Raw genomic sequence first — 13,026 nt, forward strand, 5'->3', positions numbered from 1 at the left:
GGGTGTCCTACATCATCGGTGTGGTGCTGTTCGCGCTGGGGATCTGCGTCTCGGTCGCGCTGCACGAGGCCGGGCACATGGTCACCGCGAAGGCCTTCGGCATGAAGGTCCGCCGGTACTTCGTGGGCTTCGGGCCCACGGTGTTCTCCTGGCGCCGCGGCGAAACCGAGTACGGCCTGAAGTGGATCCCGCTCGGCGGGTTCTGCGACATCGCCGGCATGACCGCGCTGGACGAGGTCACCCCGGACGAGGCGCCGCGCGCGATGTGGCGGTTCAAGACCTGGAAGCGCACCGTCGTGATGTCGGCGGGGTCGGTCACCCACTTCATCCTCGGCTTCGTGGTGCTCTACCTGATGGCCGTGACGATGGGCCTGCCGAACCTCACCCCGGCCCCCGCGGTGCTGTCGGCGACGTCGTGCGCCCAGTCGATCACGACCGAAGCGCAGGCCAAGGAGCAGGCGAAGAACCCCACGTGCGCGCCGGGCGCGCTGACCCCGGCGAAGACGGCCGGGCTGCAGCCGGGCGACAAGGTCCTGTCCGTCGGCGGGAAGCCGATCGCGAGCTGGGACGAGATGCTCACCACGGTCCAGGCCACCAGCGGCCCGACCGCGTTCGAGGTGCAGCGCGGCGAGCAGCGGCTGACGCTCACCGTCGACGTGCCGAAGGTGCAGCGCTGGACCGGCGAAGGAGTCAAAGAGGTCGGGATGATCGGCGCCTCGCCGCAGGACGCCGCGAAGACCATCCAGTACGGCCCGGTCGCCGCGGTCGGTGCCACGTTCGGCTTCACCGGCACGATGTTCGCCGAGACGGCCCAGCGGCTCGTCGAGTTCCCCCAGCGCATCCCCGCCGTGGTCACCGCGATCTTCGGCGGCGAGCGCGACCCGAACACCCCGGTGAGCGTCGTCGGCGCGAGCCGGCTCGGCGGCGAAGCGGTCGAGCACGGCATCTGGATCCTGTTCTTCTTCCTGCTGGCCAGCCTGAACTTCTTCATCGGCGTGTTCAACCTGCTGCCGCTGCTGCCGCTCGACGGCGGGCACATCGCGGTGGTCTGGTACGAGCGCGTCCGCGACTGGATCCGCGCCAAGCGGGGCAAGGCGGCGGGCGGGCCCGTCGACTACACGCGGTTGTCCGGGATCACGATGGTCCTGGTGCTCATCGGGGGCGCGGTGACGCTACTCACGGTGACAGCGGACATCGTCAACCCGATTCGGATCGGGCAGTAGCCGCCACGGAGGGGTTGCGGCCCCTCCCCGGCGGTTCACACCCGCCGTAATGCTGCTCACCGTGACGGTTGACATGGTGAAGGTGGCCCGGTCGGGGTAGGTACGCTGGAAACCGTGACCGTCGCACTCGGTATGCCCGCCCTGCCCCCGCCCGTCCTCTCCGAGCGCCGCAAGACCCGCCAGCTCCAGGTGGGCCCGGTCGGCGTCGGCAGCGACTTCCCGATCTCCGTCCAGTCGATGACGACGACGCTCACCTCCGACGTCAACGCGACCCTGCAGCAGATCGCCGAGCTCACCGCGGCGGGCTGCGACATCGTCCGCGTCGCGTGCCCGTCGGCCGACGACGCCGAGGCGCTGCCCGCGATCGCGAAGAAGTCGCAGATCCCGGTGATCGCCGACATCCACTTCCAGCCGAAGTACGTCTTCGCGGCGATCGAGGCCGGCTGCGCGGCGGTGCGCGTGAACCCGGGCAACATCCGGAAGTTCGACGACCAGGTCAAGGAGATCGCGCAGGCCGCGAAGGACCACGGCACGCCGATCCGGATCGGCGTCAACGCGGGTTCGCTGGACAAGCGGATCATGGACAAGTACGGCAAGGCGACGCCGGAAGCGCTCGCGGAGTCGGCGCTCTGGGAGGCGTCGCTGTTCGCCGAGCACGACTTCCACGACATCAAGATCTCGGTGAAGCACAACGACCCCGTGGTCATGGTGCGCGCGTACGAGATCCTGGCCGAGCAGTGCGACTACCCGCTGCACCTCGGCGTCACCGAAGCCGGGCCGGCGTTCCAGGGCACCATCAAGTCGGCCGTCGCGTTCGGCGCGCTGCTGCGCCAGGGCATCGGCGACACCATCCGCGTCTCGCTGTCCGCGCCGCCGGTCGAAGAGGTCAAGGTCGGCACCCAGATCCTGCAGTCGCTGAACCTGCGGCCGCGCAAGCTGGAGATCGTGTCCTGCCCGTCGTGCGGGCGCGCGCAGGTGGACGTCTACACGCTGGCCGAGCAGGTCACCGCCGGGCTCGAGGGCATGGAGATCCCGCTGCGCGTGGCCGTCATGGGCTGCGTCGTCAACGGCCCGGGCGAGGCCCGCGAGGCCGACCTGGGCGTCGCGTCCGGCAACGGCAAGGGCCAGATCTTCGTCAAGGGCGAGGTCATCAAGACCGTGCCCGAGCACGCGATCGTCGAGACGCTCATCGAAGAGGCCATGCGCATCGCCGAAGAGTCGGGCGAAAGCCTCGGCGAGGGCGCCCCGGTCGTCACCGCGGGCTGAGCTTCCGAAGTGCCGTGAAGGCCTCCTTACCGGCTTTTATGACCGGTAAGGAGGCCTTCACGGCGTTTTCAGCCCTGCAGGTGGTGCTGCGCGGCGTCGCGGATCTGCAGGCGGACGTTCTCCAGCGCGGCGGCGACCTCGTCGATCTGCTGCGAAGCCAGCTGGATGGCGCCCTGGATCGCGGTCGCGGTGGTCGTCTCCCCGAGCAGCCCGAGCACCTGGGCCTGCAGGTCTTCGAGGTCGCTCTTGGTCGCGAGCGCGATGCCGGTGGGCACCTGGTCGGCGAGCAGCTCCAGCTGCTGGGCCTGTTCCTGGATCGTCATCGGGTGGTTCCTTCCGCGGCGGGGACGCCCCTCCGTGTTATCAGACCCGGAACTGTCGGTGGTGACGTTTACGCTGGCATTCGTGAACGTGACCTGGGCCATTCACCAGCCGCACCCGGTGGTGCGGCCCCTGGTCACGCGCTACGTCGGGTACGCGCAGAGCGAGGTGACGCTGCCGGTCCACCGCGGGCTGCCGTCCCGGCACGTGACCCTGGTCATCAGCCTCGCCGGGCCGGTGCGGATGGCCGGCCACAGCCTGCGCGCGCTGGTCGGCGGGCTGCACACGAGCGCGGTGCTGATCCGGCAGGACCGCGTGCAGGAGGGGCTGCAGCTGGAGCTCGACCCGCTGGGCGTGCGCACGCTCTTCGGCGTCACGGCGGCGGAGCTGAGCGGCGAGGTGGCCGACCTCGCCGCGTTCGGCCTCGGCTCGCTGCCCGACCGGCTGCGGGAGCTGCCCACGTGGGCGGAGCGGTTCGCGCTGCTCGACGACGTCCTGGCCGCGCGGGCCGTCGAGCCGGTGGCGCCGCCGCCCGAGCTGGGCGAGGCGTGGCGCCGGATGCGGGGCGCCGACGGGCAGGTGCGCGTCGCCGACCTCGCCGGCGAGGTCGGCTGGAGCCGGCGGCACCTGGGCGAGCGGTTCCGCGCGGAGCTGGGCCTGGCGCCGAAGCAGGCGGCGCGGGTCCTGCGGTTCGAGCGGGCCGCGCGGCTGCTGCGCCGGGGCCGCGCGGACCTGGCCGCGCTGGCGGTCGAGTGCGGCTACTACGACCAGGCGCACCTGACCAACGAGTGGCGCGCGCTGGCCGGGTGCACGCCGGGCACGTGGATCGCCGAGGAGCTCCCGTTCCTCCAAGACCAGGAGGAGGCCGCCGGGCAAGACTCGTGACATGACTCCTGAACCGAACGTCTGGCCCGCCCTCCGGTACGACGACGCCCCGGCCGCGGTCCGGTTCCTCGTCGACGTCCTGGGCTTCACCGAGGCACTGGTGGTGCCCGAAGGCGACCTGATCGCGCACGCCGAGCTGCGCTGGCCCGAGGGCGGCGCGGTGATGCTGGGCAGCGTCCGCCCGCCGGACGGCGTCCACGACGCGATGAAGCCGGGCACGGGCGCGGTGTACGTGGTGTCGGACCGGGTGGACGAGATCCACGCGCGCGTGCGGGCCGCCGGCGCGGAGATCACGGCCGGGCTGACCGACACCGAGTACGGCTCGCACACGTTCAGCCTGCGTGACCCGGAGGGCAACTCCTGGACGATCGGCACCTACCGCGGCGCGCCCTGACGCCGTCCACCACTGCATCCGCTCCGGGCGTTCATCTCAGCGTGTCGACGGCCTCGCGTTCCGTTTACCCGCGGAATCTGGCACCCTGGAGCCCGTGTTGCGGCTTGCAGGTGCACGGCTGCTCGATGATCGGGACTATCCGGCGGTGCGTGCGGCTCTCGCCGCCGACCCGGTGGGCAGCTGCATGGTCAGCGCCCGGGTCGAGGCTGCCGGTCTCGATCCGTGGCGGCTCGGTGGTGAGCTTTGGGCCGCCGACAGCCGCCCGGTTCGTGCCGGGCGGCTCCAAGGGCTGTGCTTTTCCGGGCCGAACCTGATCCCCTTGCGCGGCAACGCGCCCGCGTTGCGGTCCTTCGCCGACCGCGCGCTGCGCCGGCAACGCACGTGCTCGTCGCTCGTCGGCCCGGCCGAGCAGGTCCTCGGGCTCTGGGACGAGCTCGAGGACGAGTGGGGCCCGGCCCGCGAGGTCCGCGACGACCAGCCGCTGATGGCACTCGACAGCACGCCGCTGGTGGCCGCCGACCCCCTCGTGCGCCCGGTCCGGCCGGACGAACTCGAGCGGTACCTGCCCGCGGCCGTCGCGATGTTCATCGAGGAGGTCGGCGTCGACCCGCGCAGCGGTGACGGCGGCGCCAGCTACCGCGCCCGCGTCACGGAGCTGATCGGCGCCGGGCGCGCGTTCGCCCGGTTCGAAAACGGCGAAGTCGTCTTCAAGGCCGAGATCGGCGCCATGTCGGCGACCGTCGGGCAGATCCAGGGCGTCTGGGTGCACCCTGAACGCCGGGGGAGCGGGCTCGGCACCGCCGGCACGGCCGCCGTGGTCAACCGGCTCGTCCGCGGCCTGGGCCGCACCGCGAGCCTCTACGTCAACGCGTTCAACACCCCCGCCCTCGCGGCCTACCGCAAGATCGGGTTCCAGCAGGTCGGCCAGTACGCGACGGTGCTCTTCTAGTCACTCTTCCGTGGCCGCGTTTCAGCCCGGGAGACACGCGCTGACCAGGGCATTATCCCGCCATGAGTGCACGTCGACGCCGTGGTGCGCTCGCGGTGCTGCTGCTCGCCGCCGCGACCACGGCCGGGTGCTCGGGCGACGGTCCCGAGGACGCCCTCTCCGCATTCCTGGACGCGGTCGCGTCCGGGGACGTTGCCGCAGCGGCGGCGAACACCGACTCGCCCGACGCCGCGAAGACCGTGCTGAGCCAGGTCCTCGGCGTGCTCGACCCGGAGTCGCTCGACGTCGACGACGAAGAGGTGAAGCAGCCCGACGGCGACGTCGTCACCGCCGGCTACCAGCTCACCTGGCACCTGCCGCACGGCCGGAGCTGGTCCTACCGCGCCGACGCGCAGCTGCGCGCGGCCGAAACCGGCTGGCAGGTGCACTGGCAGCCGACCGTCGTGCACCCGCAGCTGGCCGTCGGCCAGACCCTCGGCCTGCTGCCCCAGCTGCCCGAGACGGCACCGGTGCTCGACCGCGACGGCGTGCCGCTGATGCGCCCGCAGACCGTGATCGGCGTGGTCGTCGACCCGCAGAAGGCCGGCGACCCGAGCGCGGTCGCCGGGACGCTCGCCAAGGCGCTGCACCGGTACGAGCCGTCGGTCACCGGCCGCTCGGTGCTCGACGGGATGAACAAGACCAAGCCCGGCGACGCCTACCCGGTGATCAGCCTGCGCGCCGGCGACTACCAGCGGGTCAAGCCGGTGATCTACGACCTGCCCGGCGTCCGCTTCGCCAGCCAGGAGCGGCTGCTGCCGGTGACCCGCGGGTCGGGTCAGCAGGTCCTGCCGGGCATCCGCGCGCTGGTCGAGCAGGAGCTGGCCGGGGCGGCGGGCTGGCGGATCGTCACCCGGGACGTCACCGGGGGCGAGTCGGCGGAGCTCAAGGCCGAGCCGCCGCGGCCCGCGCCCGCCGTGACCAGCACGCTCAGCGCGCGGATCCAGGCCGCCGCCGAGAAGGCCCTCGAAACCGAGGAGTACCCGGCCGCGCTGGTGGCGATCCAGCCGTCGAGCGGCGACATCCTCGCCGTCGCGCAGAACGGCGCCGCCGACGACGAAGGGTCGCTGGCGCTGTCCGGGCGCTACCCGCCGGGATCGACGTTCAAGATCGTGACGGCCGCGGCCGCGCTGTCGGCGGGCGACGTCGACGCGGGCAGCCCGGTCGACTGCCCCGGCACCACGACGGTCGAAAACCGGGTGGTGCCGAACGAAGGCCGCTTCGACCTGGGCCGGGTCCCGCTGAAGACGGCGTTCGCGCGGTCCTGCAACACGACCTTCGCCCGGCTCGCCGCGGGCCTCCCGGCCCCGGCGCTGACCGACGCCGCCCGCTCGTTCGGGCTGGGCGCCGACTTCGTGGTCCCCGGCCTGACCACGGTCACCGGCGCCGTCCCGGCCAGCGACTCGGCCGTCCAGCGCGCCGAAAACGGCTTCGGCCAGGGCACGGTGGTCACCAGCCCGTTCGGCATGGCCCTGGTCGCGGCGACCGTGCAGGCCGGTCACGTGCCGACGCCGTCGCTGGTGAAGGGCATGCCGGCGAGCACGAACAACGTCGGCGACGCGCCTTCGCAGGACGTCCTCGACGCGCTGCGCGGGATGATGCGCGAGGTCGTCACCAGCGGCACCGCGACCGGCCTGCGGGACATCCCCGACGTGGCGGGCAAGACCGGCACCGCCCAGTTCGGCGACGGCTCCCGCGCGCACGGCTGGTTCGTCGGTTACCGCGGCGACCTGGCGTTCGCCGTGCTGCTGACCGAGGCCGGTTCGTCGAAACCGGCGGTGCAGGCCGCCCACCGGTTCCTGGCCGGGGTCGGCTGAGCGGGCCGTCGTAAAGTGGGGGCATGTCCGTTCGTGCCCCGCTGGTTCCCGGCGTCCAGACGCCGCGCCGCGACGTCCCCAGTTCCATCGCCCGTCCCGAGTACGTGGACAAGCCGGCGCCGAAGCGGGACACCGGCAACGGCGTGCGCACGCCCGAGGTGATCGAGGCGATGCGGATCGCGAGCCGGATCGCGGCGCAGGCGCTGGAGGAGGGCGGCAAGGCGGTCAAGCCGGGCGCCACGACGGACGACATCGACAAGGTGGTGCACGAGTTCCTGCTCGACCACCACGCCTACCCCTCGACGCTGGGCTACCGCCACTTCCCGAAGTCGTGCTGCACCTCGCTCAACGAGGTCATCTGCCACGGCATCCCGGACTCGACGGTGATCGAGGACGGCGACATCTGCAACATCGACGTCACCGCCTACATCGGCGGCGTCCACGGCGACACGAACGCGACGTTCCTGGCCGGCGACGTCTCCGAAGAGGCCCGCCTGCTGGTCGAGCGCACCCGCGAGGCGACGATGCGGGCGATCAAGGCGGTCCGGCCGGGCCGCCAGCTCAACGTCATCGGCCGGGTCATCGAGTCCTACGCCAAGCGCTTCGGCTACGGCGTGGTCCGCGACTTCACCGGCCACGGCGTCGGCCCCGCGTTCCACACGCCGCCGACGGTCCTGCACTACGAAGAGCCCTCCGTCGACACGATCATCGAGGAGGGCATGACCTTCACGATCGAGCCGATGATCACGCTGGGCACCATCGACTACGACATCTGGTCCGACGACTGGACCGTCACCACGAAGGACAAGAAGTGGACGGCCCAGTTCGAGCACACCCTCGTGGTGACGGCCGACGGCAGCGAGATCCTCACGCTGCCGTGAGTCAGTGGCTGGTGGCCTTCTTGTAGCAGCGCACCGAAAGCGGCACGAAGACCACCAGCAGCACCGCGATCCACAGCACCGACGCGAGCACGGCGTGCTGCATCGGCCAGACGTCGTGCACCGGCATCGCCGCGCTGGTGTTGCCGAACAGCTCCCGCGCCGCCTGGGTGATCGCCGAGACCGGGTTCCAGTCCGCGATCACCCGCAGCGGGGTGGGCAGCCTGCCGCTGTCGACGAACGTGTTGGCCAGGAACGTGAGCGGGAAGATCGCCACGCTCGAGACGTTGTTGAACACCTCGGGCTTGCGCACGGCGAGGCCGAGCGTCCCCATCACCCACGACAGCGCGTAGGCGAAGGCGAGCAGCAGGAGCACGCCGCCCAGCGCCTCGAAGACGCCGGTGTGGATGCGCCAGCCGACCAGCAGGCCGACGAGGCCCATGATGAGCAGGCTCGTCACGTTGAGGATGAGGTCCGCCGTGGTCCGCCCGATCAGCACCGCGGCCGGCGACATCGGCAGCGATCTGAACCGGTCGATGATGCCCTTCTGCAGGTCGTCGGTCAGGCCGTAGCCGGTGACGATGCTGCCCATCGCCACCGCGAGGGTGAAGATCCCCGGGAGCATGAACTCGCGGTAGGACATGCCCGGGATGTCGATCACGCTGCCGAAGACGTAGCCGAAGAGCAGCACGAACATCACCGGCATGAACACGATGGACCCGAGCAGGTCCAGTGACCGGACGATCTTGATCGAGTTGCGCTTGGCGACGGTCACGCCGTCGGTGACGGCCATCTGCACCGCGTTCATCACACGGCCTCCTTCGCGGGTTCGGCCGTTTCGTGGCCGGTCAGGGTGAGGAAAACGTCGTCGAGGGTGGGGCGGCGGACGCCGACGTCGCGGACGTCGACGCCGTCGGCGGCGAGCAGGGCCAGCGCTTCGGTAAGCGCTTTCGCGCCGTGGGTCACGGGCACGGTGAGCCGGAACGCCTCGGCCTGCGGCTCGCCGCTGGCCAGCCGCGCCAGCGCTCGCCGCGCCACCTCGACGTCGGCGTGCGTGCCGACGGTCAGCTCGATCCGCTCGCCGCCGACGAGGTCCTTGAGCTCGTCGGCGGTGCCGCGGGCGATCACGCGCCCGTGGTCGACGACGGCGATGCTGTCGGCCAGCCGGTCGGCTTCCTCGAGGTACTGCGTGGTCAGCAGCAGCGTCGTGCCGCCCGCGACCAGTTCGGTGATGACGTCCCACAGCTCGGTGCGGGCCCGCGGGTCGAGCCCGGTCGTGGGCTCGTCGAGGAACAGCACCGGCGGGTTGGCCACGAGCGCGCCGGCCAGGTCGAGCCGGCGCCGCATGCCGCCGGAGTAGCCCTTCACCGGCCGGTCGGCGGCGTCTTCGAGGCTGAACCGGGCCAGCAGCTCCCGGCCGCGGGCCTTGGCCCGCTTGGTGCCGAGGTGGTAGAGCCGCCCGACCATCTCGAGGTTCTCGGCCCCGGTCAGCTCCTGGTCGACGGCGGCGTACTGGCCGGACGCGCCGATGTGCGAGCGCAGCACGTGCGCGTCCTTCACGACGTCGAACCCGGCGACGGTCGCGCGGCCCGCGTCCGGCTTCTGCAGCGTCGTGAGGATCTGCACGGTGGTCGTCTTCCCGGCGCCGTTCGGCCCGAGCACACCGAGCACGGTGCCTTCCGGGACCCGCAGGTCCATCCCGTCGAGGGCGGTGACGGAGCCGTATTTCTTGACGAGCCCTTCGGCCACAATGGCGTCTGGCATGGTCTTCCCCTTCTTCGCGTGGAGACTTCAGGCCCGGCGGATGACGATGTCGCCGGTGTAGGTGTGGGCTTTGACCTCGACCGTTTCCGTGGTCCCGCCAGGGCCCTCGGAGGGGGTGAGCGTGTTGCGCACGGAACCGGTCAGGGAGTTGAGCTCGAGCCAGGCGGCGCTGCCCTCGCGGACGCCGACCTCGATCTCGCCGACGGCGGTCTCGAGGATGATGGCGTCGCGCATGACCTCGTTGAGCCGGATGTCGCCGGACGCGGTCTTGGCGTGCACGCCGGCGTGCGCGAGGGAGACGAAGATGTCGCCGTTCGCGGTGCTGACCCGCAGGTCGCCGGTGACTTCGCCGACGCGGGTCTCGCCGTTGGAGTTCTTCAGCACGGCCGTGCCGTCGATCTCGCGGATCCGCAGCTCGCCGGAGCCGGTGTGGGCCTCGACGTGGCCGGTGGCCCGTTCGACGGTGACGTCGCCGGTGGCGGTGCTCGCCTCGAGCCGGGCGGCCCGGTCGAGGTGGATGTCGCCGACCGAGGTCTTGATGCGGCTGTCGCCGACCTGGCCGCTGACCCGGATGTCGCCCATGGCGGCCGTGGACCTGAGGCGCGAGCCGGCGGGCAGCTCGACCGTGACGTGCAGCGAGCCGCCCTTGCCCCACAGCTTGGTGGCGTACTTCGGGCCCTTGACCAGCAGCTCGCCGCTCGCGAACTCGACGCGGGTCTTGGCGACCGCCTTCAGGTCTTCGGGTTCGGACGGGTCGGCGGGCTCGATCTCGACGGTGGTTTCCGCGCGCTCGCCGGCGACGATCCGGATGTCGGCGACGCTGACGTCGATCGTGGCCGAGATCGGCTCGGGGGTGGCGAAAACGGGCATGGCTGCGCCCTCCTGGGGTGCTCGGGTGGCGTCTCCGCAGGTCGGAGACGTGTAGGTGAAAGAGACGGGTGGGTTACTGAACCCAGCCGGTGTACTTCTCGCCGAAGACCGACCGGCGCTGCGTCTGGCCCTTGCCGGGACCGAGGGCGGCGTTCGCGGCCCGCACGAGCCAGGCGTTGATCGAGAGCATTTCCCGGTTCGCGGCTTCTTCGACGCGCTGCTTGAGCGCTTCGGGCAGCCGGAGGTTGACCCGGGCGACGGCGCCGTCGTCGGTTTCCGGGGGCGCCGGCGGTGTTTCCCGGGGCGGCGGCTCGGGTGCGGCGGGCAGCGCGACGGCGAATTCGGCTTCGCGGCGGCGCAGGCGCACCTCGACGGAGCCGGGCGCGAGGTCGCGGGTGATTTCGTCGGCCGCCGCGGAAAGGGCGTCGAGCAGGGTGAGCCGGATCGCCGATTCGAGCGGCGCGGTGAGCCGCTCGGCCAGGGCGACGGCTTCCTCGCCCGCCGCTTCGGCGGCGACCGCGAGCTCCCGGCGGAGTTCGTCCACGAAGGGCGTCAGGTCCATGGCACAACTATGGCGCCATAGTGGTGCCACGACAACCCTGAAATGGCACCCTTAGGGGTTCAAAGTGGCGTCGGTGCAGGTCAGGAGGGTTCGATGCGCTGCAGGAGCTCGTCCAGGAAGCCGCACGCCTCGGCGGCCGCCCGCTCCGCGTCCCGCTCGGCGATGGCGCGGGCCAGCCCTTCGTGGCCGATCTCGGGCACGTGCTCGGCGCCCGGCGTGATGCTGGACGTCGCCGCGACGCTGGCCGTGATGACCTCGGTCAGCCCGCGGTAGAGCTCGGTGAGCAGCCGGTTGTGGCCGGCGCGGACGACGGCGCAGTGGAACTCCGCATCCGTGCGCGCGAAGTCCTCCCAGCGCCCCTCGCGCAGCTCGGTCTCCCGGCGGGACAGCAGGTCCCACAGCTCGGCGACCTCGTCGTCGGTCCGCTCGGCGGCGGCCAGGCGTGCGCCCTCGACCTCCAGAGTGCGCCGGACCTGCAGGACTTCGCGCAGCTCCGACCCGCAGAGCCGCCGGATCGCGCCGGACACCTCGCTGGTGGCGCGCACGTATGTGCCGTCGCCCTGCCGGACCTCCAGCAGGCCGGTGTGGGCGAGCGCGCGCACGGCTTCGCGCACGGTGTTGCGCCCGACGCCGAGCTGGTCGACGAGCTCGGCTTCGGTGGGGATGCGTTCGCCGATGGGCCATTCGCCCTGCGTGACCGCGGTCCGCAGCTGGTCGATGACCTGGTCGACGAGGCCTGCTCGCCGGGTGGTGGCCAGAGGCACAGTATTATCCCTTCATCCAATCATCCTACGTATGCGATAGTAGCCGTCATGCACGTCGAACACCGTGAATCCGCCCTCGAACCCGAACTCGACGGCGCCGTGGAGTTCCGCACCCCGGGCGTGGTCGCCGCCGGGGCGCTGCTGGCGGTCGCGGTGGTGCTCACCGCCCTCAACCTGCGCCCGGCCATCACCGGCGTCGGCCCGATGCTCGCGGAAATGCGGCAGGACCTCGGGACTTCCGGGGTCTGGGCCGGCGTGCTCACGACGTTGCCGACGCTGTGCTTCGCGGGCGCCGGGCTGGCCGCGCCGCTGCTCGCCCGCCGGGCCGGAATCGGCGCCGCCATCGCGATCGCGCTGAGCACGCTCGCGGCCGGGCTCGTGCTGCGCGTGCTCGACGGCCCGGCCGTGGTGCTCGGCGGGACGCTGGTGGCCACCGCCGGCATCGCCCTGATCAACGTGCTGATCCCGGTGGTCATCAAGGACTCCTTCCCGGCCCGCATCGGCGTCATGACCGGCGTCTACACCGCGGCCCTGCAGGGCGGCGGCGCGCTCGGGTCGGCGGTGACCCCGCAGCTCGGCGACGCGTTCGGCGGCTGGCGCCCGGCGCTGGGCAGCTGGGCCGTGGTGGCCGTCGTCGCGCTGCTGGCGTGGATTCTCGCAGCCCGCGGCACCGGCCGGGCGCCGAGGCACGCCGACGCCGCCGCGGGCGGCCGTTCGCTGCTGCGCAACCGGCTCGCCTGGATCGTCACGGTCTTCTTCGGCCTGCAGGCCTTCTACGCCTACGCGGCGATGGGCTGGTTCCCGCAGGTGCTGATGGACGCGGGCGTGTCGCGCGACGACGCCGGCCTGCTGTTCGGCCTGGTCTCGCTGATCGCCGTGCCGATCAGCCTCTTCGTCGCGCCGATGGCCGCCCGGCAGCGCGGGCAGGGGCCGTGGATCGCCGCGCTCGGCGTGGTCGGGTTCGCCGGGACCGCCGGGCTGCTGTTCGCCCCGGCGTGGTCGCCGCTGCTGTGGAGCCTGCTGATCGGGCTCGGCATGAGCGTGTTCTCGCTGGCGCTGACCGTGATCGCGCTGCGGGCGCGGACCGGCGCGGACACCGCCCGGCTGTCCGGCATGGCGCAGGGCTTCGGCTACCTGTTCGCCGCGCTCGGGCCGTTCCTCTTCGGCCTGCTGCACGACCTCGCGGGCGGCTGGACCGTGCCGCTGGCGATGCTGCTCGGCCTCCTCGTCGTGCAGGTGGTGTTCGGCGTGCTCGCCGGGCGCCGCCGGTTCGTCTGATTCTTAACTGTTAACA

Annotated in this window: 14 protein-coding genes; 8 read left to right on the forward strand and 6 right to left on the reverse strand. The window is 71.9% G+C overall.

The window, feature by feature from the left end; genetic code table 11:
- Positions 1 to 2: 2 nt before the first annotated feature.
- Positions 3 to 1,223, forward strand: a complete 1,221-nt coding sequence (locus EIY87_RS03350; RefSeq protein ID WP_125306165.1) for a M50 family metallopeptidase — start codon at positions 3 to 5, stop codon at positions 1,221 to 1,223.
- Between the two features lie 114 nt (positions 1,224 to 1,337).
- On the forward strand, positions 1,338 to 2,489 hold the full coding sequence (gene ispG / locus EIY87_RS03355; protein ID WP_191983931.1) for a flavodoxin-dependent (E)-4-hydroxy-3-methylbut-2-enyl-diphosphate synthase: 1,152 nt from the start codon (positions 1,338 to 1,340) through the stop codon (positions 2,487 to 2,489).
- A 68-nt stretch (positions 2,490 to 2,557) separates the two neighbouring features.
- Here the strand turns inward: ispG and EIY87_RS03360 are convergent, their stop codons facing one another.
- Positions 2,558 to 2,812, reverse strand: a complete 255-nt coding sequence (locus tag EIY87_RS03360) for a hypothetical protein (RefSeq protein WP_086860025.1) — start codon at positions 2,810 to 2,812, stop codon at positions 2,558 to 2,560.
- An 82-nt stretch (positions 2,813 to 2,894) separates the two neighbouring features.
- Here EIY87_RS03360 and EIY87_RS03365 point away from each other — a divergent pair, with 82 nt between their 5' ends.
- From EIY87_RS03365 to map, 5 genes are all read left to right on the forward strand, one after another.
- Complete coding sequence (locus EIY87_RS03365) at positions 2,895 to 3,695, forward strand: helix-turn-helix domain-containing protein (RefSeq protein ID WP_191983932.1); 801 nt, start codon at positions 2,895 to 2,897, stop codon at positions 3,693 to 3,695.
- Between the two features lies 1 nt (position 3,696).
- Positions 3,697 to 4,089, forward strand: a complete 393-nt coding sequence (locus EIY87_RS03370) for a VOC family protein (protein ID WP_125306166.1) — start codon at positions 3,697 to 3,699, stop codon at positions 4,087 to 4,089.
- Between the two features lie 94 nt (positions 4,090 to 4,183).
- Positions 4,184 to 5,038, forward strand: a complete 855-nt coding sequence (locus EIY87_RS03375) for a GNAT family N-acetyltransferase (RefSeq protein ID WP_086860021.1) — start codon at positions 4,184 to 4,186, stop codon at positions 5,036 to 5,038.
- A 62-nt stretch (positions 5,039 to 5,100) separates the two neighbouring features.
- The gene (locus EIY87_RS03380; RefSeq protein WP_191983933.1) at positions 5,101 to 6,894 is read left to right on the forward strand and encodes a penicillin-binding transpeptidase domain-containing protein; all 1,794 of its coding nucleotides are present in this window, start codon (positions 5,101 to 5,103) and stop codon (positions 6,892 to 6,894) included.
- Positions 6,895 to 6,917: 23 nt separating this feature from the next.
- Positions 6,918 to 7,775: a type I methionyl aminopeptidase gene (map, locus tag EIY87_RS03385; RefSeq protein WP_086860015.1), complete on the forward strand. Its 858-nt coding sequence runs from the start codon at positions 6,918 to 6,920 to the stop codon at positions 7,773 to 7,775.
- A 1-nt stretch (position 7,776) separates the two neighbouring features.
- Here the strand turns inward: map and EIY87_RS03390 are convergent, their stop codons facing one another.
- The 5 genes from EIY87_RS03390 to EIY87_RS03410 form a co-directional block, all read right to left on the reverse strand.
- On the reverse strand, positions 7,777 to 8,580 hold the full coding sequence (locus EIY87_RS03390; protein WP_191983934.1) for an ABC transporter permease: 804 nt from the start codon (positions 8,578 to 8,580) through the stop codon (positions 7,777 to 7,779).
- Complete coding sequence (locus EIY87_RS03395; RefSeq protein WP_125306168.1) at positions 8,580 to 9,536, reverse strand: ATP-binding cassette domain-containing protein; 957 nt, start codon at positions 9,534 to 9,536, stop codon at positions 8,580 to 8,582. The genes EIY87_RS03390 and EIY87_RS03395 overlap by 1 nt, the downstream gene beginning before the upstream one ends.
- A 27-nt stretch (positions 9,537 to 9,563) precedes the next feature.
- On the reverse strand, positions 9,564 to 10,406 hold the full coding sequence (locus EIY87_RS03400; RefSeq protein WP_125306169.1) for a DUF4097 family beta strand repeat-containing protein: 843 nt from the start codon (positions 10,404 to 10,406) through the stop codon (positions 9,564 to 9,566).
- A 73-nt stretch (positions 10,407 to 10,479) separates the two neighbouring features.
- Positions 10,480 to 10,968 carry a hypothetical protein gene (locus EIY87_RS03405; RefSeq protein ID WP_125306170.1) on the reverse strand — a complete coding sequence of 163 codons (489 nt, stop codon included), beginning with the start codon at positions 10,966 to 10,968 and terminating at the stop codon, positions 10,480 to 10,482.
- Between the two features lie 80 nt (positions 10,969 to 11,048).
- Positions 11,049 to 11,732 (reverse strand): FadR/GntR family transcriptional regulator, encoded by a 684-nt coding sequence (locus tag EIY87_RS03410; protein WP_125306171.1) that lies wholly within the window; start codon positions 11,730 to 11,732, stop codon positions 11,049 to 11,051.
- A gap of 48 nt (positions 11,733 to 11,780) precedes the next feature.
- Between EIY87_RS03410 and EIY87_RS03415 the strand changes: the two genes are divergently transcribed.
- The gene (locus tag EIY87_RS03415) at positions 11,781 to 13,010 is read left to right on the forward strand and encodes a CynX/NimT family MFS transporter (RefSeq protein ID WP_125306172.1); all 1,230 of its coding nucleotides are present in this window, start codon (positions 11,781 to 11,783) and stop codon (positions 13,008 to 13,010) included.
- Positions 13,011 to 13,026 lie beyond the last annotated feature (16 nt).

Origin of the sequence: Amycolatopsis eburnea, assembly GCF_003937945.1 — a bacterium.
In the GTDB taxonomy this organism is placed as follows: domain Bacteria; phylum Actinomycetota; class Actinomycetes; order Mycobacteriales; family Pseudonocardiaceae; genus Amycolatopsis; species Amycolatopsis eburnea.

Excerpts from the sequence above, each read along its gene's own strand:
- EIY87_RS03415 (WP_125306172.1), top strand. The coding sequence starts at position 11,781 with ATGCACGTCGAACACCGTGAATCCGCCCTCGAACCCGAACTCGACGGC.
- EIY87_RS03360 (WP_086860025.1), bottom strand. The coding sequence starts at position 2,812 with ATGACGATCCAGGAACAGGCCCAGCAGCTGGAGCTGCTCGCCGACCAG.
- EIY87_RS03395 (WP_125306168.1), bottom strand. The coding sequence starts at position 9,536 with ATGCCAGACGCCATTGTGGCCGAAGGGCTCGTCAAGAAATACGGCTCC.
- map (WP_086860015.1), top strand. The coding sequence starts at position 6,918 with ATGTCCGTTCGTGCCCCGCTGGTTCCCGGCGTCCAGACGCCGCGCCGC.
- EIY87_RS03400 (WP_125306169.1), bottom strand. The coding sequence starts at position 10,406 with ATGCCCGTTTTCGCCACCCCCGAGCCGATCTCGGCCACGATCGACGTC.
- EIY87_RS03380 (WP_191983933.1), top strand. The coding sequence starts at position 5,101 with ATGAGTGCACGTCGACGCCGTGGTGCGCTCGCGGTGCTGCTGCTCGCC.
- EIY87_RS03390 (WP_191983934.1), bottom strand. The coding sequence starts at position 8,580 with ATGAACGCGGTGCAGATGGCCGTCACCGACGGCGTGACCGTCGCCAAG.
- EIY87_RS03405 (WP_125306170.1), bottom strand. The coding sequence starts at position 10,968 with ATGGACCTGACGCCCTTCGTGGACGAACTCCGCCGGGAGCTCGCGGTC.
- EIY87_RS03370 (WP_125306166.1), top strand. The coding sequence starts at position 3,697 with ATGACTCCTGAACCGAACGTCTGGCCCGCCCTCCGGTACGACGACGCC.